Raw genomic sequence first — 19,188 nt, 5'->3', positions numbered from 1 at the left:
CGCGTTAGCTGGCGCTCTCTCTTCAGACCTTGCTCCCGCAGCCGCCGCGTTAGCTGGCGCTGCCTCCGCAGACCCTGCTCCCGCAAGCACTACCTCTGTGGCCGTTGCCCCCGCGAGCGTTGCCCCTGCGGCCTCGACTTCCGAGGGCGTTGCTCCTGCGGGCGCTGCTTCCGCGGGCGCTGCTTCCGGGGGTGCTGTTCCCGAGGTCGCTGCCTCTGCGGGCACTGCTTCCGCAGGCGTTGCTCCTGCGAGCGCTTCTTCTGCGGCCCCTGCTTCCGGAAGCATTGCTCCTGCGGGCGCTGCTTCCGCAGGCGTTGCTCTTCCGGGCGTTGCTTCCGCGGGCGGTGTTCCCGGGGGCGCTGCCTCTGCGGACGCTGCTTCCGCAGGTGCTGTTTCCGGGGGTGCTGTTTCCGGGGGTGCTGTTTCCGGGGGCATTGCTTCCGCGGACGGTCCCCATGCAGGCGTCCACTCCTCAGGCGCCCACTCCGAACGCAGCCACTCCTCAGATGAACCCGACCCTCCCCACCAAACCGCCCCTTCCAGCCCCGTCCCCACCCCAACTCCGTAGCCGAACCCAACCCGGGCGCTCCGCACTCGCCGCACCCACCGCCAACAACGCCCAGGGCCCGCCGTAACCGCCCGCTGTGCGACAGGCCAGTGCCTGAGTCCCTGTCCGGCAGCGTGCGCCACAACTGCGTGTCCGGCGTAATCTGCACGACCGCGTGTGCCGGGGCGCATGGGGCGGCCGCGTGGGTCCGGCCGCGTGGGTCCGGCACGGCGGTCCGGCTGCACGTCTGGTTGTGCCTTGCCTGCCTGGCTGTGCCTGCCTCAGCCCTGCGGCGCGGGACGTCCTTGACCGCGCCCTTAAGTGCGCCGGACTGCAGGGTGCCGTACCTGGCGGGGTCTGCGTTGCTGCGTGAGCCGACACATTGAGGGTCTGGCTCCCGCCTGGTGCCGGTAGCCGTGGGCTGCGTGAGCTGGGCCGCATGTCTGGCTTTGTCTGGCGAGCTGCGTCAATCTGGCTGTATCAGCGCAGTCGGATCCGTCCGGCTGCGTCTGCCAGGCGTACGCACCTGGCCCGCGTCTGCGTGCTCGTGCCGACCAGGTGTCCGTCCGACGGTCTGCCTCGCCTTCGTCTCCCGGCCGAGCAGATCCGGCGCGTGACGTTGAGCCGTGTGTCTGGCTCCGTGTCCGGCTGTGACTGCTCGACCCGCATGTCTGGGCGGGTCCGCGCGGCCGTGTTCGTCCGGGTGTCTGCCGGTTGCGTGAAGCTGGCCTTCGCCGCCGCCACCTTCGACGTCGGCGCGTGAGTTCGACGCTCTCCTGGCGCCTGGCCTTCGTGGGAGCTGCGTCTGTCGGGCCGTGTCCGTCGAGCTGCCTGCCGCGTGAGTGGCTGGCCCCGACAGTGCCGTCGTCACTCTCGGCGGCGTGGGCGCGTGAGCCCGGCACGAACCCGACCTGTGTGTCTGGCTCTGCGTCCACCTGGGATTGTTCGACCGCATGTCCCGGTCATGTTCGCGCGGGCGTGTCCGGCTTGGGGGCTGGGCACCGTCCGGGGCGGCCGGGGCTGGTTCGTCATGTCGTGGTGTTTCGGGGTGTTCGGGGGCTGCCAGTTGATCGGTGTGGCGGCTCGAGCGTGCGCGTCGGTGACTGCCGAACGGGTGCGCCGCGTCGGTGGTGAGGTCAGGTGCTTCCACGGGGTCCGCAGGACTTCGGTTGCCGGAGGGGCGTGGTCCGGGGCTGCGGTGTGGGTCGATGGTGAGGGCTCGTCCCGGCGGCGGGCTTGAGGTGTTCTGTTTCGCCGCCGTCGCTGGGGGATGGGGGGTGGTGTCCTGGTGCGGGGTGCATTGTTGCTGCTGGGAAAGTAGCGGCGGTGGAGAAGAGGGGGCTGGGGGTCATCGACCTCAGTGGATCATGTGAGTGGGTGGGGGGAGTGTTGCGGCGTGTCCGGGCGATTCGCGTGTTGTCCGGCAAAGCGCGCTGCCGGGTGGTGGGTGGTTGATGGTCGTCAATGCGAGAGGGGGTGGAAATGGTGGGAGGGAATGGCGAGGAATGTGGTGTAGGTCACGGCCGGGTGGGGTGGGAGGGGGTCAGGCGAGGACGGGCCAGGTGTGTTGGGTGGGGGTGGCCTGCAGGGCGGGGGTCTGCGGGTAGTTCTGGCTCGGTAGCTGGGCTCTGATTGCCCTGAGCCAGTCGCGGTACGTCGCGTCCGGTGGCAGGGCGGTGAGGGTGGTCAGGGCCACGTACGTGAACGCGCCGTTCGGGCGGCCCGAGAACGTGGCGTCGTACGAGTACTCGGTGTCGCGGCACGCCGACAGCAGCAGGGCGGCCGAGCGGGGACGGGTGGCACGCGGAGCGGCAGCCGCGTGGGTAGGGGTGCCGAGGGGCAGGAACGTCGACGGGGCCAGGAAGCGGGTCGGGCAGCGGCCGTCGCCGAGTGGGCGGCTGAGTCGTGTGAGCGTGCCCGAGTGGCAGGAGTCGGAGATCAGCACGACGCGGACGCCGGGGGCGGCGGTGGCGAACAGCGTGGAGAGTTCGTCGTCGAGCAGTGGGCCGTTGGCGGCGACGTCGTGCGGGCAGATCGCCTCGTCGCGCTGGTCGGGTTCGTCGCCGTCGAGGTCGGGGACCCAGGTGCCGTGGCCGGAGTACGTGATGACGACCGCGTCGCCGTCGGAGGTGCGGGAGAGCAGGTCGGCGATGCCGGTGCGGATGGCGAGGCCCGAGGCGGCGCTGTCGAGCAGGGTGCGGACGTCGAAGCCGCGCGCGGTCAGCGCCGCCGTCCAGTCGGCGGCGTCGTTGCGGCAGCCGTAGAGGTCGTTGGAGACGCCCGGGTAGTCGTTGATGCCGACGCAGAGCGCGAGTTTCATGGTGTACCCCCGTAAACCAGTGGAACCTTCTGCAGTGAAGGCGCCACAGCGCGTCACCGAGGTTGCACGAACTCCGTCAGCCCGCGCCGAAGCAGACGAACGGCGTCGCCTCCGGCAGGTCGGCCAGGGCGCGGGCCGGTGACACGCCGAGCGCGACGGCGCGGTGGTAGTGGTCCATGACGGCGGGGCCCAGCTCGTCGGGGATGCGCGCGACGCTGGCGACGACGTTGGCGGTGCCGGCGTGCAGGAGGGCGGCGGTGAAGCCGACCAGCTCGTCGCCGGCCCGCACGACCGCGCGGCCGACGTCGCAGGCGGAGAGGACGACCTGGCCGGGGGCGGTGCCGAGGCGCTGCAGCTCGTACGCCAGCAGCGGCCCGTCACCGAGCTCAAGGCGGGAGAAGAGCACGTTCTGCGTGTCGTGGTGGCCGTGCGCGGCGACGTGCACGACGGGCGCGGCGTCCATGCCGGCCAGGACGCTGGTCGCGGTCGCGGTGGCGCCCCGCAGGACCCGGCCCCGCGGGTACAGTCGCGCGATCGCGTCGATCTCGGCGTCGGCGTGGACGAGGTCGGGGCCCGCGACGAGCAGCGGCGCTCCTGTTGTGACGGCGTTGGCGGCGGTACGCGCGGCGAGCCACACCGACGCGGACGGCGCCACCGCCACGGGCCGCCCCCGCAGGCTGGGCAGGAGCCCCCAGGGCAGCACCGCAAGCTGCCGGGTCGGCACGACCACCACGTCGTGGGGGCCGAGCGCCGCCAGTACAGGAGTGATCAACGCCTGATCGAGGGTGGCGGCCTGCCGGTCTGCGCTGGCCCGCACCACCGCGGCGAGCTTCGCCGGGAGGCGCCGGTCGGCCGCGGTGTCGAGGTCGCTGAGGAGGCGGCGGACGGACTCGGCCACGGGAGCGTACGGGCCGAGCTCCACCGACGTGATCGCCCCGCCGGCGAGGACGAGCGCGTGCAGGCGGTCGCGGCGGACGAGGTAGCTGACCATGCAGCGGCCGGCGCGGGCGAGCTCGGCGGTCACCTCGGTGTGGGTGGCGGCGCCGTGGCTCTCCTCGGTGTCGCCGGCCCACCAGCCGTGCCGGCGGATGCTCTGCTCGAGGTCGGCGCAGCGGGCGCGCAGCAGCGGCTCGGGCCGGCCTTCGAGCTCGCCGAGGCGCACGGCCCGGCGCAGCTGCCGCAGCTCCGCGAGGGCCTCCGCGATCTGCGGGTCCTGCGGCGGCAGGACGGACCGGATGCGGAACGACTGGGCGCGGGACCGCTCCGACCAGTTGAAGACGAGGCTCGGGGGGCCGAGCGACCAGGAGATGTCCAGCCCGTACGCGCCGAGGTCCGCCCCCAGCGCGGCGACGCTGCTCTGCAACTCGAGGCTGCCGAACCGGCGCCGGTGCTCCTGCAGCGTCACGAGCCCCTTGCGCAGCTCGTCGAGCGCCGCCCGCGGCCGCCCGTCGGCGCGGTGCAGCTCGGCCCGGGTGAGCCGGTGCAGCAGCCGCACGTCGAGCGGCACGTCGGCCGCGAGGGACCGGCGCGCCGGGGCCCGCTGCTCCGCCGGCGGGGTGTCACCGGCCGCCACCCTGGCACGCAGCGCCAGCAGCTCCGCACTGCCGGCGTCGTGCCGCAGCCCGAGTCCCCGCAGCGTCGCCGCCAGCCGTGTCGCCCGCCTGGCCACGGCCAGCAACTTCCGACGATTTGGGTTTTTCGGCTGATGTACCCCTGAAACCACCCCGACACGACTGCCGTTGCTTTCCGGCTGGACGTCGCTGCTGATCGTGGCGGGCTGGACGAAAGCAGCCGCTGCCACCGACGCCCGGGTGGGCCCGGTGGCCGGTGGCTGATCCGGGTTGCGGGCGGCCACGGGTTCGCCGGGGCCAGGCTGCGTCCTGGCGGGACGGGTGGCCGGCAGCTGTTCCGGGTTGGCGGCGGGCGAGGGTTTGCCAGGGGCGAACAGCGCCGGGGTGGGACCGGTGGTCGCTGGCTGGTCCGGGCTGGTGGCGGGCGCGGGTTCGCCAGGGGCAAGCTGCGGCCTGGCGGGACCGGTGGCCGGTGGTGGCTGGACGGGACCGAAGGCCGTTGGCGTCTGGTTGCGGGCGGCGGCAGGTCGTGGCTGGACGAGTCCGGCGGCCTGGACGGGGGCGGTGGCCGGTGGTGCCTGAACAGGGGCAGTGGCGGGTGGTGCCTGAACAGGGGCAGTGGCCGGTGGCGCCTGAACAGGGGCAGTGGCCGGTGGCGCCTGGACAGGGGCGGTGGCCGGTGGTGGCGGGACGGCGGCGGCCTGGGTGTGGGCGGCGCTGGCGAGGTCGACGCGGACCTGGAGCGACGCGGCGAGGGCGGCCCAGGCGCGGTTGCGGCGGCGGGTGAAACGGGCGCGGGCCCGGGCGCTCCACAGGGCCGCGGCGGCCAGGTCGCCGCTGCCGAGGGCGGCCTGGGCGCGGGCGAGCTCGGCCTCGCCGAGGTCCTGGCTGAGGCGGTGGCGTTTGAGCAGTTCGATCGACCGGTCGAGCTCCTCCGCGGCGGCGGTGTCGAGGCCCGCGCCGAGCAGGGCCCGCGCCCGGTCGAGCATCGAGATGGCGAGGAACCCGTCCGCCCGCAGCCGCCGCAGCGAGTCCGCCGCCGTGTCGAACGCCTGCAACGCCACGGGCACGTCCCCGCCCGCGAGCGCGCAGTAGCCGAGGTTGTGCTCGACCTTCGCCGCGAGCAGGTCGAGCCCGTGCGCACCGGCGAGCTCGCGGCACAGGCGCAGGTCGGCCCGGGCCAGCCGGACCCGCCCCGCGGTGAGGTGCACGACGCCCCGGTTGAGCAGCGTCCGCGCGAGGACCGCCGGCTCCCCGTGCTCCTGCAGCACCGGCACGGCCGCGTCCAGCAGCTTCAACGCCGCGTCGATCTCCCCGACGCGCAGCAGGAGCAGCCCCCGCTGCTGCAGCACGGTGCCGACGTCGGCCAGGTCGGCGAGCGTCTCGGCCCGGTCGAGCAGCTCCAGCCCGAGCTCGGTGCGCCCCTGTTCGGCCTCCGCGTGCGCGAGCGTCAGCAGCAGCCGCGCCGCCAGCGCCGGCCTGGACGGCTCCGCCGGCCACCCCAGCAGCCGCAGCGCCTCGGTCGCCCGCTTCGCCGCCGCCGCAGGCTTCCCGGCCGCCCCGGCCCGCACCGCCGACCGGTGCAGCCGCACCACCCGAGCGACCTCCCGCCGCTCGCCCGCGTCCGCCCCACCGTCCGCCATCGCCCGCCCCACCGGCGCCGTCACACCCGCCCCCGCACTGGCGCCCGGTGCAGCGCCGCCCGATGAACCGGCAGCCACGGACGGCCCAGCTCCCGCGACGGTGCCGGCCCCCGCAACCGCCGCCGGACTGTCCGCGGGGGAAGGGACGGTGGTGTTGGGCCGCGTGGCACCCGCCGAACTGCCGGCGGCGGGCGCGGTGGTGGCGGCTCGCGTGGCGCCCGCCGGACTGTCCGCGGGGGAAGGTGCGGTGGGTGCGGTGATGGATCGTGCGGCCTTCACCGGACTGCCGGCGGGGGGACGTGTGGTGGTCCGTGCGGCGGTTTTGGGTCGCGCGGCGCCCGCCCGGCTGCCGGTGGCGGGTTGCGTGGTGTCCGGTGCTGCGGTGGTGGTTCGTGCGGCCCTCACCGGACTTTCGGCGGGGGGACGTGCGGCGGTGGTGGGTCGTGCGGCGCCCGCCGGTCTGTCGGCGGGGGATGGCGTGGCGGTGGCGGCTCGCGCGGTGTCTGCCGAACTGCGGGCGGAGGGTGCGGTGGTGGCGCGCGCGGTGCGCGTCGGGCTGCCGGCAGCGGGCAGGGTGGTGCGGATGGGCATGGGTGTGGCCCGCGTGGAGGTGGACGCACGCGGGTCGGTCGGGGGCGGTGGAGTTGCGGCTACACCACGAACGATGGCGTCACCACCGTCCGGGCGCCATCGGCTTCTTGGTCGTTCGTCGGGTGGACGCGGATCTGGACCTCGCCGCGGGTGACCCGCTGGGCGGCGAAGCGGCCGCCCTCGTCGGTGTCCATGGTCTGCGGGCCGTCGACCGTGCGCAGCTCGATGCGGCAGGGGGAGGGTGGGGCGAGCCAGCCGTCGAGGCGAACGGTGCCGGCGACGCCGGCGGTCCATTCGACCATGATGGTGAGGCTCGCCGACTCGAACGTGGCGCGGGTGGTCTCCTCGTCGCCGCGGACCCCGGCCATCGCGCCGTCCAGCGCCGGGACGAGGCGGCAGACCTCGATGTCGAGGCCGGTGACGCTGAGGGAGAAGAGCAGGTCGGCGGGGACGGGGTCGACCAGGCCGGCGATGCGGCGCAGGTCGGCGAGCAGCGCGTCGTCGGTCGCGCCCGGGGAGTGCGGGAAGTCGGCCATGGTCTACCCCGGGAACCCGTCGAGGGCTCGCAGCGCCCGTTGCGTGGTGGACTTCGCGTCCAGCTGGTCGAGGCGCAGCTGCGGGTCGGCGGCGGCGTTCTCCAGCAGGAGCGCGGCGACCTCGGCGGCGCCGAGACCCGCGGCGAACGAGCTGCCGCTCCACGAGGCGAAGCCGCGCGTGTAGTCGTCGTCGTCGAGGGTCTCGCGGCGGGTGGGCCGGCCCCCGGCGTTGCCCGCGGGGGTGGTGAAGGCGGCGCCCCGGCTGCCCTGGACCTTCGGGAACGTGCTGATCAGCGCCGACCCGGGCGCCCAGTACCGGACCCAGGGGCCGTCGTTGCTGAACATGGCCTTGGCGTCGTTGGGCTGGAAGGCGCCGACGCTCATCACCGGCAGCTCCCCGTCGCACGCGAGGGCCGCGGGGTAGAACTCGCGGGACGTGGCGTGGTTCCCGGCGGCGGCGACCACGACCACCCCGGCCGCGAGCAGGCGGTCGATGTGTTCCTGGAGGCGGATGGTGTACGAACCGTCGGCCGCGCTCTCGAGGTAGTACCCCAGCGACAGGCAGACGACGTCGACCATCCGCCCACCGGTGCCCGCCTGGGCCGCTTCGACCTCGTCGGCGAGGCGGTCGAGGGCGATGAGCAGGTCGCTCTCGTAGACGACGCCGTCGCTGTGCATGACCCGGATCTGCAGGACCGTGGCGTCGGGGGCGACCTGCCGGACCAGCCCGCCGATGAACGTGCCGTGCCCCGTGTGGCTGCCGAGCTCGCCGGCGACGGAGCCGGTGCTGATCTGCCGCTCCCAGGCGTCGCGGAGGCGTTGCAGGGAGTGACCGGCGGCGATGAGCTGGTCCTGCGCGGCGAGGATCATGGCCTGCAGCTCGGTGTCGACGGTGGTGAACCCGTCCGCGGGCAGCGCCGAGCCGGCGGGGGTGGGGACGTCGAGCCACTCGTGCGGGGAGATGCCGGTGTCGAGGATCGCGACGACGGGCCGCCGGTCGCCGAGCTCCGCGACGGTGCGCCGGCGCGGCGGCGGGAGGACGAGGTCGACCGGCCGGCGGCCGGCGCCGCCGGCGAACCGCCAGGCGCTGCCCTCCGTCATCGGGGACCCCTCCGTCATGGGGGAGCCTTCGGTCATCGGCGAACCCTCCGTCATCGGAGAGCCTTCCGTCATGGGCGAACCCTCCGTCATCGGAGAGCCTTCCGTCATGGGGGAGCCCTCGGTCATCGGCACCCCGCCGATGGAGGCGCCGAAGAGCAGGTGGTCGAGCGACAGGTGCGCCCCGTGGCCGCTGGCGCGCAGCGCCTTCAGCGCCGCCCACGCGTCGACGGACTCGGGGTCGGCGCCGTGCGCCGCGACGAGCTGGACGGCCCGCACGCGCCGCCGCACGGCCCGCTCCCGGGCGGGCCCGTCGGGGCCGTGCGCCGCGGCACCGCGCCCGGCGGGCACGGCGTGGCTCTCGGCGAGGCGCATGCCGGACCCGGCGAGGGTCTGGTTGCAGCGCTCGAGGGTGTCCGGCGGCTCGCTCGCCGGCGCGGTCGACAGCAGGACGCCCGCCCGGTACACCGTCGGCGCGGACCCGCCGTCGCCGGGCTCCAGCACGCGGGCGCCGTGGCGGCGCAGGACGGCGGCCGACGGCAGCCAGGGCGTCGACGGTGGCGCGCCGTTGTCGTCACCGAGGTCGGCCAGGGCGTCCCCCGTCATCCGCCGGCAGCGTAACTGCATGTGGCTCTCCGTCCCGCAGGGCGCCGCGAACCCGATGTCAGCGCCGTCTCACCTGACTAGAGGGCGCACGCCTGGCACCTGATACAAGAATTTCGGAGCGCGCCCGGTCACGTGGTCCGGGATCCGTGCCGTGGCAGCAGCCGCCGCAGCCGGGCGGCGAGCCGCCCGCGGGGGACCGGGGCGGTGGCGCCGTCGTAGCGGAACGCGGCCTCGCGCCCGGCGAGCTCCTCCCGGGCGAGCGGCGTCAGCGTGGCGGGGTCGGCGGAGCGGGCGAAGTCCCAGCCGTCGCGCAGCGAACCCTGCGGCGGGCGCCCGGACGCCCAGTCGGCGAACGTGCGATGCCAGCGGTCGCCGTACGACGCGGCCAGGAATGGCCACGTGCGGGCCACCTCGCCGGCGCGTTTCCTGCGGAGGGCGACGGCCGCTGCCTGTACACCTGCCGCATCGAAACCAGGGGGGACGGCACCGCCGGCGACGAGCGCGTCGACGAGGGCCCGCTGCCGGTCGGCCAGGGTCATGCCGTGATCCGGGGGAGGCCGGCGGCGGCGCAGAGGGCGTCGAGCTCGCGGGTCAGCTCGGCGGCGGGCGGGTAGTGGCCGTCGCGTTCGAGCATCAGCGCCGGCGGGCTGGTCCGCGCGCACAGCTCCTTGACCAGGTCGAGGACCTCCGGCGGGGTCGGGTCGGTGTGGGTGTCGTGGTAGAAGCCGTCGTGCTCGGCCCCGCCGGCGACGTGCACGTACGCGATCCGCTCCAGCGGCAGCCCGTCGAGCGGGTCACCGGCAGTGCCGCGGTTGCGGGCGTTGGCGTGGACGTTGGCGACGTCGAGCAGGAGCGCGCAGCCGGTCCGGTCGAGGATCTCGGTGAGGAACTGCGCCTCGGTCAGCTCCGGGTCGGGCCAGTCGAACAGCGCGGCGATCGGCTCCAGGGCGAGGGTGACGCCGCCGAGCGCCGCCTGGGTGCGCCGGACGTTGGCGACGACCGCGTCGACCGCCTCCCGGGTGCGGGGCACCGGCAGCAGGTGCCCCGCCTCGACGCCGCCGGCCCGCACGAACGCGATGTGCTCGCTGACCAGCGGCGACCGCAGCAGCTCGGCGCAGCGCGCCAGGTGCGCCGCGCGGGTGTCGTCGACGGGTTCGGCGCCGCCGAGCGACAGCCTCACCCCGTGCGGCACGACCCGCACGCCCCGGTCGACCAGGTCCATGAGCATCGCCGGCGGGTGCGTCAGGTGTACGGACTCCGCGACGACCTCCGTGAACCGCAGCCCCGGGAGGCCGGCGACGTAACCGGCGATCTCGGGCCGCCAGCCGATGCCGACCGTGGTCATCCCCCGCACCCTCCGCCGCCACCGCAGCTCGACCCGCCGCCGCAGCTCGAGCTCGACCCGCCGCAGGAGCTGGACGAGCCGGAGTCGGAGCTGCCGCTCCAGCCACTGTCGAAGGAGCCGCCGCCACCGCTGGCGGCGACGTGCCGCTGCAGCTCGGCGGACTCGGCGAACGCGGGGTCGGCGAGGAAGAACGCGCCGGCGCCGAAGAGCCCGATGCTGAGCGCCGCGGCCTCCGGGCCGTAGGTCGACCACGACGGCGACTGGCGCGGCGACAGGTGCTGGGCCCGCATCCGCATCCGGGTCAGCAGCGCCCGGCCGTTGCTGGTGACCCGGGGGACGGCCCGGAAGAGCAGCGCGATGACGAAGACCGGGAACACCAGCATCACCAGGAAGCCGATGGGGCGGTCGTTGAAGATGCCGGCGCCGATCCGGGCGACGCCGAGCGCGACGACGGCGAGGACGATCAGCCACGCCCGCCGCACGTTGCGGCGGCGGTCGGGGTCGAGCAGCCACCCGGCCAGGGTCAGCTGCTCCTCGGTGCGCTTGAGCACGGCGACGACGCCGGAGTCGGTCTGCACGTTGCGGGCGGCGAGGCCACGGCGCGCGGTCTCGTGCACGGCCTGGTCGAGCTCGCCGGCGCCGGCCGGCAGCGGGCCGGTCTTCCGGAGGGTGCCCCGGGTGCTGGTGTCGATGGCGCCGGCGGCGCGCAGGGCGGCGAGGGAGCTGTAGACGGCCAGCTTCCGGTCGCCGTTGAGGAGCGCGGCCTGGGTCGGGGTCAGGTCCCGGGCGCGGCGCAGCGAAGGACCGCGCATGGCGGCGCGGCGCCAGATGAACGCGGTGATGATCGCGAGTGCGGCGAGCCCGGCGTACAGCCACAGGAAGTCCGGGCCCGCGATGCCCCAGGTGTCACCCGGGCCAGCGACGATCGATGTCCTCATGGGGTCAGTGTGGGTGCGGACGTCGAGTAGCGCCTGTCACCGGAAGGACACTTGAGGAAACCTTGTGACCGATGTCATCCCGACCTTCGGACGGCGGCCTCGACCAGGTTGAGGACGGCCTCGAGATCCTGCACGGGGCGGCCGGTCGCGAGGTGGAGGACCAGGCCGTCGTAGGCCAGCTCGAGGAACTGCGCGAGGATCGCGATCGGGACGTCGGCGCGCAGCACGCCGGCCTCCCGCTGGCGCTGCAACCGCTCGCGGGTCGCCTCGGCGACCGCCTCCGAGCGGGCCGCCCACCGCTTCGCGAACTCCGGGTCGGTGCGCAGCCGCCGCGACACCTCCAGCTGGCTGCCGAGCCACCCGGCGACGTCCTCGGTGGCCGCCCGGGCGAGGAGGTCCCGCATGACCTGGACGAGGCCGTGCTCGGCGACCGTGGCTACCATGGTCGCGGCGTCGTCCTCGGCGACGGCGAGGAAGAGCGAGTCCTTGTCCCGGAAGTGGTGGAAGATCGCGCCGCGGGACAGGCCGATCTCCTCTTCCAGCCGCCGGACCGTCGCCCCTTCGTAGCCGTGTCGGGCGAAACAGGTCCGCGCGCCGGTGAGGATCTCCTTCCGGCGTGCGTCGAGCTGGTCCTGGCTCACCCTGGGCACGGGACCGATTATGCAAGCCGTACATACGGTTTGGCACACTGCCCAGTGAAAACGGTGCGTTTCACCCCGGTCTGTGGGGATCCTCGGCCATCGAAAATGTGAGCACTGTTTTATGTCATTCCGGTCACGTACCCTGCCCGCGTGCCCCTGTTGTTGCTCTCCCTGGACGACACCCTGCTGGACAGGGCCGGGGCGTTCCGCGCATGGGCCGGCGACTTCCTGCGTGGCATCGGCGCGCCCGAATATGACCTGGACTGGCTGCTGTCCGTGGACGCCGACGGGATGAGTTCGACGTGGGACGTCGCCGAGGGGATCCGGGAGCGGTACGGGCTCCGCGAGGCCGCGATCGACCTCGTCGAGGAGATCCGCGGCGAGCTGATGGCCCGGGTCCGGCTCAACCCGCTGACCGCCTGCGCCCTCGCGATCGCCGAGGACGCCGGCTGGGTGCCCGTCGTCGTCACCAACGGCGAGACCCGGCAGCAGGAGGAGAAGCTGCGCAAGACCGGGCTCGACCGGTACCTCGCGGACTGGGTCATCTCCGAGGACGTCGGCGTCCGCAAGCCCAACCCGCGGATCTTCGCGATCGCGGCGGAGCGGGCGCGGATGCGGCTCGGTGGCGCCTGGATCATCGGCGACAGCCCCGAGGCCGACATCGGCGGTGCCGCGGACGTCGGGATGCGCAGCGTCTGGCTGCACCGGGGCCGCCGCTGGGTGGAGCCCCGCTACGCGCCGACCCGCACGGCCGACGGGGTGATCGCCGCGATCGCCGAGGTCATGGCGTCGCGGTAATTCGGTTGCGCTTTCCGCGGGGGTACGGGATGGTGCATCTGACCCCAGGGTCTTCGTGTCTTCGTGTTTTCGTGTCTCGAGTTGAGAGGGGGCTGGTTCGCATGGCTGCCGTCACGGCGCGTTTTCGCATGCCGACTTCCGCTTTCCTCTTGACTCTGGAGACCTCGCGTTGCGTGACAACGACTCTTTTGGCACGTCCACCCGCCGCCGCCGCAAGTTCGACGACGACGAACCGACTTTCGTAAAACGCTCCTCCCCGTCCGGCGAGACCGCCTGGGACGTCGTGGAGGAGGAGACCGGCTGGTCCTCGTGGAGCGCGCCCGGCGTGCAGCACGGCCCGGCCCCGTTCCCCGACTGGGTGATCACCGAGCACGCCGCCAAGGACACCGACCGGGGCGTGCTCAAGACCGGTAAGGAAGCCGACGTCCACCTGGTGGAGCGCGGCGTCCCCGGCACCGACCGGCGGGTCCTGCTCGCCGCGAAGCGGTACCGGGCCGCCGAGCACCGCCTCTTCCACCGCGACTCCGGTTACCTGGAGGGCCGCCGGGTCCGCGAGTCCCGGGTCACCCGGGCCATGGCGGGGCGGACGGCGTTCGGCCGGGAGGCGATCGCCGGCCAGTGGGCGAGCGCCGAGTTCGGCGCGCTCGCGCAGCTGTGGGAGCTGGGTGTCTGCGTCCCGTACCCGGTGCAGCTGCTCGGCACGGAGCTCATGCTGCAGTTCATCGGGGACGACGACGGCACGGCCGCGCCGCGGCTCGCGCAGACCCGCCCGGACCTGGACCTGCTGGCGGACCTGTGGTGGCAGCTGGTCGACGCGCTGCGGGTCCTCGCCCGCGCCGGCGTCGCCCACGGCGACCTGTCGCCGTACAACACCCTCGTCCACGCCGGGCGGCTGGTCATCATCGACCTGCCGCAGATCGTCGACGTGGTGATCAACCCGAAGGGGGCGGACTTCCTGGCCCGGGACGTCGCCAACATGGCGAAGTGGTTCACGGGCAAGGGCTTCCCCGTCGACCCGGAGCCGCTGATCGTGGAGCTGCTGCACGACGCCGGCATGCGGGTCTGAGCGTCTGGTTTCAAAGCGCGGCCCGCCCGGTCTTGTGGCCGGGCGGGCCGCGGGTGAAAGCGGCGGGGAGGGTATGTCCGCCGCTTCCGTCTGCGCGAGGTGTCGAACCTCGCTCAGCCCATGTGGACGGCTCCCTCTGCCGGTATGTCGTCCTTGCCCGCCTTGATGAAGACGGCGACGATCACGGCCGCGGCGACCAGCAGGGCCGAGCCCCACCAGAACGCGGTCACGTAGCCGTGCACCATCGCCTCCAGCTGCGTGCCCTGCGGGTTCCCGGCCGGCGCGTGGTCCGTGAAGTACGACGTGGCGGCCGTGATGGCGACCGTGTTGAGCAGTGCCGTGCCGAGCGAACCGCCGACCTGCGGCAGCGCGACGTTGACGACCGTGGCGTCCAGCACCACCATCAGCTGCGCCACCGCGATGATCGCCAGCGCGAACCAGCGGCTCGGGTGCGTGTGCAGCTCGTGCCTGCCGTGCTGGGTCGTTGCCACGTGGCTCATCGCGCTCCCCTCCTCTGACCATTGAATGGTCTAGTCGGGGGACTTTTCCCGGCTTCGCGCAGGCCTGTCGCTTGAGATCACGATCACGGAATAATGAGCAGCTTCCCGGTCGAGTGCCGCCCCTCGAGCGCGGCGTACGCGTCCTGTACGGCGTCCAGCGGGTACTTCCCGGTGACGGCCACCTCGACGACGCCGTCCGCGATCCAGCCGAACAGCGTTTCGGCGCGTTCGAGCAGTTCGTGCCGCTTCGCGATGAAGTGCCCCAGGGTGGGGCGGGTCAGCATGTAGGACCCCGCCATCAGGCGCAGCGGGTCGACCGGCGGCACCTTCCCGCTCGCCGCGCCGAACAGGACGAGGGTGCCGCGCGGGCGGAGCGCCTCGAGACTGGCGTCGAACGTGTCCTTGCCCACGCCGTCGTACACGGCCGCCGCCCCGTCGCTGACCTCGCGGACGGCTTGCAGGGCCTCGTCGTACGGGACGGCCCGCACCGCACCGTCGGCGAGGGCGATCTCCCGCTTCGCGGGTGTGCCGGCGGTCGCCACCACCCGGCCGCCGAGGTGCGTGATGATCCTCGTCAGCAGGCGCCCGACCCCACCCGCGGCGGCGTGCACCAGGACGGTGTCCCCGGCGCGCACCGGGTAGGAGTCGTGGGTCAGGTAGTGCGCGGTGAGGCCCTGCAGCATCGCCGCGGCCGCCTGCTCGGTGCTGATCCCGTCCGGCACGGGCACCAGCCGGTCCGCCGGGACGACGGCCTGCTCCGCGTGGCTGCCGGGGACGCCGGTCCACGCCACCCGGTCGCCGGGGGCGAGGCCCTCCACCCCGTCGCCGAAGCTGAGCACCGTGCCGCCGCCCTCGCTGCCCAGCACGAACGGCAGCGGCACCTGGTAGGTGCCGCTGCGCTGGTACACGTCGATGAAATTCACCCCGCTGGCTTCCACGAGCACCAGGACCTCGCCCGGCCCCGGCTGCGGGTCCGGGGCTTCCTTCGCCCGCAGGACCTCCCGGTCGCCGTACTGCTCGAACACGACTGCGCGCATCGACCCTCCCGTTTCTGTGTCGGCTTCCTGTCTACCCCAAACCGCCGATCGGAAATGTCGTACCGCTGCCGTACGATCCCGGGGTCTTTGGAGGTGAGGGCGTGGGGCCGACCCATCGTCTCGCGATCGATCTGGGCACCTGCCACACCGTCGCGGTCGTCCGCCGTGGTGACGACGCCCCGCGCGCGCTGCTCTTCGACGGGTCGCCGGTCATGGCGTCCGGCATCTACGCCGACGAGAGCGGCAAGCTCTCCGTCGGCCGCGACGCGGAGCGGCTCTCCCAGCTGGCCCCGTCCCGCTTCGAGCCCTACCCGAAGCGCAGCGTCGATGAGGGCGCGGTCCTGCTCGGCGACACCGAGGTCACCGTCGTCGAGATGCTCTCCGCGCTGCTCAAGCGGGTCGCCGACGAGTCCCTGCAGGCCGGGGTCAACCCGGTCGGCTCCACCGTCCTCACCTGCCCCGCCGACTGGGGCGGCCAGCGGCGCAACGTGTTGCTGGAGGCGGCCCGCGCCGCCAACCTCGGCCCGGTCGTCCTCGTCGACGAGCCGATCGCCGCCGCCACGTACTGCCTGCGCGTCCTCGGCCAGCAGGTCGCGCCGCTGCAGTCCCTCGCCGTGTTCGACTTCGGCGGCGGCACGCTCGACGTCTCCGTGGTGCGCCGCGAGCCCGCCGCCGCGGGTGGCGCGGGCGGCCTGCGCGTCCTCGGCGTCGGCGGCCTCGACGACCTCGGCGGCGTCGACATCGACGCGGCTCTCGTCGGCCACCTCGGCCAGCTCATCAGCCTGCGCAACCCCGAGATCTGGCAGCGCCTCGCCAACCCTGACAGCATCGCCGCGCACCGCGACCGCCGCGCCCTGTGGACCGAGGTCCGCGCCGCGAAGGAGATGCTGTCCCGCGCCGCCTCCGCCCCGATCCACGTCCCCGGCACCGAAGAGGCCCTGCACATCACCCGCGAGGAGCTGGAGCGCGTCGCCGGCCCCCTCATCGACCGTGCCGTCGACGAGACCCGCCGCGTCCTGGAGCGCGCCGGCGTCGACGTCCGCCAGCTCGCCGGCATCTTCCTCGTCGGCGGCTCCTCCCGCATCCCGCTCGTCGCGAGCCGCCTGCACGCCCGCTTCGGCGTCGCCCCCGTCGTGCCCGAGCAGCCCGAGCTGCCCGTCGCCTATGGCGGCATGCTCGCCGTGGCCACCTCACCCCAGCAGCTCTTCGACGGCGGCCAGTCCCCGGCCCCCCGCCCGGTCTCCGGCACCCCGGTCTCCCCGAGCGGCACCGCCTCCCACCCGCTCTCGGTCCCGATCGCGGGGATCGGCGGCTCGTCGTCCCCGACCTCTCCGGGCGCCTACGGCTCCCCGGCGAACTTGTCGCAGACCTTCAACGCCGCCTCCCCGTCGTCCCCGGCCGCCTTCGTCCCCAACCAGGGCGGCCGTCCCAGCGGGCCCGGTTTCGGCGGCCCGGCGGCGTTCGGCGCGACCGCTCCGCCCGGCGTCCGGCCCGCTCCCGGCGTCCCCGCGGGCGCTCCCGGCCTGGCCCGCCCCGACGTCCCCGCCGGCATCGGCGCCCCCGGCGGTTTCAGCACTCCCGGCGGCCCACCCGGCCAGGGCGGTCCCGGTTTCGGCACCCCAGGCGGCCCGCCGGGCCAGGGCGGTCCCGGTTTCAGCACTCCGGGCGGCCCAGGCGGTCCCGGCTTCGGTGCTCCGGGTGGCCCGCCCGGTCAGGGTGGCTTCGGCGCCACGCCGTTCCCGCCGGGCGGCCAGCCCGCGTTCACCCCACCCCCACCGGTCATCGTCCGCCCCCGCCGCAGCGCCGCCCCCTGGATCGCCCTCGTCATCGTCCTGTCCCTCATCGGCGGCTGCCTCTGGGGCGGCTCCAAGGTCTTCACCTGGATCGGCGACCAGTTCGAGTCCGTCAAGGACGGCCTGCCGGACAACACCACCGCCAACGACAACGGCACCGTCAAGGACCCGAAGATCCAGGGGCTCAGGTCGGGGACGCCGATCACCCTGCCGAGCGAGGGCGCCGTCGCCGCGGTGGCCGGCAACGGCATGATCTTCACGGCGGCGGTCAGCGTCGGCTCGACCGACGTCGTCGGCTATGAGGCCATCGGCGGCCAGAAGTTCCGGGTCCAGCTCGGGATGGAGCCGAAGAAGGTGCACCTCACCGTCGTGGGTGGCCTCCTCATCGTCGACGGCGAGGAGGACGTCAAGCAGGCGGAGAAGAAGAGCAGCCGCGCCGTCGTCGACATCGCGAGCGGCACCCAGAAGTGGATCGGTCCCTACATCGACCGCATCGACGCGCTGTACATCGGCACCGACGCGATCACCGAGTTCCGCGGCTTCAACGCCACCGCGATCGAGCGCATCAACCTGCTTGACGGCAAGACCCGCTGGTCGCACGCCGGTGCCAAGGAGTACTACATGCACGGCGCCCGTGCGGTGCGCCCCGCGCAGCGCTGGGCCGCCGCCGGGTCGCCGGCCGACGTGATCGTCCCGACCTACTCGGTGTCGTTCAGCGATCCTGTGCCGTATCAGCAGTCGCTCACGGCCGACACCACGGTGGCCGTGCAGCTCCAGGACGGCGACAAGGCGAGCACGATCGATCTCAACTCGGGCAAGGTCAAGGCGACCGGCGCCATCTCCATGGGTGACGAGCTGTGGACCGTCTACAACGACCTGGCGATGGTCAAACCTGAGAGCGACGGCAACCAGCTCGTCGCCTATGGCCTGGCCGACATGAAGGAGAAGTGGCGGTACAAAGCCACCGCCGGCACCAAGATCGGCGACGTCCGCCCCTGCGGCGAGAAGCTCGTCTGCGTGCAGGCCGAGCTGTCGTCGTCGAAGGACGCCATCGTCGCCATCGGCACCGCCGACGGCACGGCCAAGTGGACCAAGACCCCGCCCGCCGACGGCAAGAGCCTCATCACCAGCGACGGCGAGTGGGCCGTGGTCGGCGGCAAGCTGATCGGCGGCTTCGGCTCGTCCGGCGAGATCGGCGAGGGCGCGGTCATCGACCCGGCCAACGGCAACAACCAGTTCTACCTCGGCCAGAGCCTCGACGCCCATGACGTCGCCGCCTGCGCCGCCGGCCGGGTCGCCATCGTCAGCTTCCGCAACGCGGCCTCCGCCGTCCAGGTCGCGATCGTCAACGTCGCCGACAACAAGATCGTCGGCACCGCCGACCTCGCCAAGGACGACATCCTCCAGGAGGTCTCGATGACGGACAACACGGTCGTCGCCCTCAACCCCGACACCCGCGTCGTCCAGCGCTACACCATCCCCAGCTGACCCCGAGGCGTTCGCAGTCCGTGTCCGCTCGCGGGGCAGCCGGGAGCGGGCACGGCGGACACCGGCGGCACCCGTGACTTCGCGGGCACTCGGGCACCGGGCCTGTCCTCGGCCGAAGCGTGGCGACAGCCGGAATCGGCCGGTTTGTCTGCGCGGGCGGTAGCGACCGGTCCGGGCAACGACAATGCTGAATGTGAATATCAACGTTCGTCAACGAGTCGCGTCGCTGGCCGCGGCGCTGGTCATCGGGGCCGCCGGGAGCGTGGTGCTGCTCGCGGAGCCGGCGGCTGCGGCGGTGCCGGTGTGCACGAGCTACGTCCGGACCTCGATCTACCGGCCCTCCTCCTCGACGGGTGACTACCGGTGCTGGATGCAGCGCGGTCACCGGACCGACGGAGTCATCATCCTGCAGGAGGCGATCCGCGTCTGCTACGGCGCGTGGCTCAGGTCGATCGGATTCCCTCAGGAGGTCAAATCCGACGGGGACTTCGGGCCGATCACGGAGGACGCGCTGCGCCGAATCCAGAAACTCGAAGGCGCCGCCGTCGACGGCGTGTTCGGGATCGATACGTCGTATCGGATGCTGTGGTTCAACGGGCGGGACGCGAACTGCCGCCACGTGTACTGACGATCGAGGCGATGCCGGTGCGATCGCAGCGACGGCAAGAGG

The 19,188-nt window shown here is 73.5% G+C and carries 14 protein-coding genes; 4 read left to right on the top strand and 10 right to left on the bottom strand.

The window, feature by feature from the left end:
* Positions 1-2,090: 2,090 nt before the first annotated feature.
* From AB0J72_RS36575 to AB0J72_RS36540, 8 genes are all read right to left on the bottom strand, one after another.
* Positions 2,091-2,867 (bottom strand): caspase family protein, encoded by a 777-nt coding sequence (locus AB0J72_RS36575; RefSeq protein ID WP_363407125.1) that lies wholly within the window; start codon positions 2,865-2,867, stop codon positions 2,091-2,093.
* Positions 2,868-2,943: 76 nt separating this feature from the next.
* Positions 2,944-6,081 carry a CHAT domain-containing protein gene (locus AB0J72_RS36570; protein WP_363407122.1) on the bottom strand — a complete coding sequence of 1,046 codons (3,138 nt, stop codon included), beginning with the start codon at positions 6,079-6,081 and terminating at the stop codon, positions 2,944-2,946.
* Between the two features lie 650 nt (positions 6,082-6,731).
* The gene (locus AB0J72_RS36565) at positions 6,732-7,208 is read right to left on the bottom strand and encodes a hypothetical protein (protein ID WP_363407119.1); all 477 of its coding nucleotides are present in this window, start codon (positions 7,206-7,208) and stop codon (positions 6,732-6,734) included.
* A gap of 3 nt (positions 7,209-7,211) precedes the next feature.
* A complete protein-coding gene (locus AB0J72_RS36560) occupies positions 7,212-8,912 on the bottom strand; it encodes a S8 family serine peptidase (protein WP_363407116.1) in 1,701 nt (566 codons plus the stop codon).
* A 128-nt stretch (positions 8,913-9,040) separates the two neighbouring features.
* Complete coding sequence (locus AB0J72_RS36555; RefSeq protein WP_363407113.1) at positions 9,041-9,451, bottom strand: hypothetical protein; 411 nt, start codon at positions 9,449-9,451, stop codon at positions 9,041-9,043.
* Positions 9,448-10,257 carry a DUF692 domain-containing protein gene (locus tag AB0J72_RS36550; protein WP_363407110.1) on the bottom strand — a complete coding sequence of 270 codons (810 nt, stop codon included), beginning with the start codon at positions 10,255-10,257 and terminating at the stop codon, positions 9,448-9,450. The genes AB0J72_RS36555 and AB0J72_RS36550 overlap by 4 nt, the downstream gene beginning before the upstream one ends.
* The gene (locus AB0J72_RS36545) at positions 10,254-11,195 is read right to left on the bottom strand and encodes a TIGR04222 domain-containing membrane protein (protein ID WP_363407107.1); all 942 of its coding nucleotides are present in this window, start codon (positions 11,193-11,195) and stop codon (positions 10,254-10,256) included. The genes AB0J72_RS36550 and AB0J72_RS36545 overlap by 4 nt, the downstream gene beginning before the upstream one ends.
* Positions 11,196-11,269: 74 nt before the next feature.
* On the bottom strand, positions 11,270-11,845 hold the full coding sequence (locus AB0J72_RS36540) for a helix-turn-helix domain-containing protein (protein WP_360566156.1): 576 nt from the start codon (positions 11,843-11,845) through the stop codon (positions 11,270-11,272).
* Between the two features lie 141 nt (positions 11,846-11,986).
* Here AB0J72_RS36540 and AB0J72_RS36535 point away from each other — a divergent pair, with 141 nt between their 5' ends.
* Both AB0J72_RS36535 and AB0J72_RS36530 read left to right on the top strand, forming a co-directional pair.
* A complete protein-coding gene (locus AB0J72_RS36535; RefSeq protein WP_363407103.1) occupies positions 11,987-12,634 on the top strand; it encodes an HAD family hydrolase in 648 nt (215 codons plus the stop codon).
* A gap of 169 nt (positions 12,635-12,803) precedes the next feature.
* On the top strand, positions 12,804-13,700 hold the full coding sequence (locus AB0J72_RS36530; protein ID WP_363407100.1) for an RIO1 family regulatory kinase/ATPase: 897 nt from the start codon (positions 12,804-12,806) through the stop codon (positions 13,698-13,700).
* 113 nt (positions 13,701-13,813) lie between these two features.
* Here AB0J72_RS36530 and AB0J72_RS36525 read toward each other — a convergent pair whose 3' ends face one another.
* Together AB0J72_RS36525 and AB0J72_RS36520 are read right to left on the bottom strand one after the other, a co-directional pair.
* Positions 13,814-14,200, bottom strand: coding sequence for a hypothetical protein (locus AB0J72_RS36525; protein ID WP_363407097.1), 387 nt, complete (start codon positions 14,198-14,200; stop codon positions 13,814-13,816).
* Positions 14,201-14,283: 83 nt separating this feature from the next.
* Positions 14,284-15,237, bottom strand: a complete 954-nt coding sequence (locus tag AB0J72_RS36520) for a quinone oxidoreductase (protein WP_363407094.1) — start codon at positions 15,235-15,237, stop codon at positions 14,284-14,286.
* 101 nt (positions 15,238-15,338) lie between these two features.
* On the opposite strand from AB0J72_RS36520, the gene AB0J72_RS36515 reads away from it, so the two are divergent.
* Together AB0J72_RS36515 and AB0J72_RS36510 are read left to right on the top strand one after the other, a co-directional pair.
* Positions 15,339-18,518, top strand: coding sequence for an Hsp70 family protein (locus tag AB0J72_RS36515; protein ID WP_363407091.1), 3,180 nt, complete (start codon positions 15,339-15,341; stop codon positions 18,516-18,518).
* 193 nt (positions 18,519-18,711) lie between these two features.
* Entirely contained in the window at positions 18,712-19,146 is a 435-nt protein-coding gene (locus tag AB0J72_RS36510; protein ID WP_344502962.1) for a peptidoglycan-binding domain-containing protein, read from the top strand.
* Positions 19,147-19,188: the final 42 nt, after the last annotated feature.

The sequence above is a fragment of the Dactylosporangium sp. NPDC049742 genome (assembly GCF_040674675.1).
Taxonomy (GTDB): domain Bacteria; phylum Actinomycetota; class Actinomycetes; order Mycobacteriales; family Micromonosporaceae; genus Dactylosporangium; species Dactylosporangium maewongense.
This window is presented reverse-complemented; position numbering and strand designations above follow the sequence as displayed.

Excerpts from the sequence above, each read along its gene's own strand:
- AB0J72_RS36560 (WP_363407116.1), bottom strand. The coding sequence starts at position 8,912 with ATGACGGGGGACGCCCTGGCCGACCTCGGTGACGACAACGGCGCGCCA.
- AB0J72_RS36565 (WP_363407119.1), bottom strand. The coding sequence starts at position 7,208 with ATGGCCGACTTCCCGCACTCCCCGGGCGCGACCGACGACGCGCTGCTC.
- AB0J72_RS36555 (WP_363407113.1), bottom strand. The coding sequence starts at position 9,451 with ATGACCCTGGCCGACCGGCAGCGGGCCCTCGTCGACGCGCTCGTCGCC.
- AB0J72_RS36525 (WP_363407097.1), bottom strand. The coding sequence starts at position 14,200 with ATGAGCCACGTGGCAACGACCCAGCACGGCAGGCACGAGCTGCACACG.
- AB0J72_RS36545 (WP_363407107.1), bottom strand. The coding sequence starts at position 11,195 with ATGAGGACATCGATCGTCGCTGGCCCGGGTGACACCTGGGGCATCGCG.
- AB0J72_RS36575 (WP_363407125.1), bottom strand. The coding sequence starts at position 2,867 with ATGAAACTCGCGCTCTGCGTCGGCATCAACGACTACCCGGGCGTCTCC.
- AB0J72_RS36570 (WP_363407122.1), bottom strand. The coding sequence starts at position 6,081 with ATGGCGGACGGTGGGGCGGACGCGGGCGAGCGGCGGGAGGTCGCTCGG.
- AB0J72_RS36550 (WP_363407110.1), bottom strand. The coding sequence starts at position 10,257 with ATGACCACGGTCGGCATCGGCTGGCGGCCCGAGATCGCCGGTTACGTC.
- AB0J72_RS36520 (WP_363407094.1), bottom strand. The coding sequence starts at position 15,237 with ATGCGCGCAGTCGTGTTCGAGCAGTACGGCGACCGGGAGGTCCTGCGG.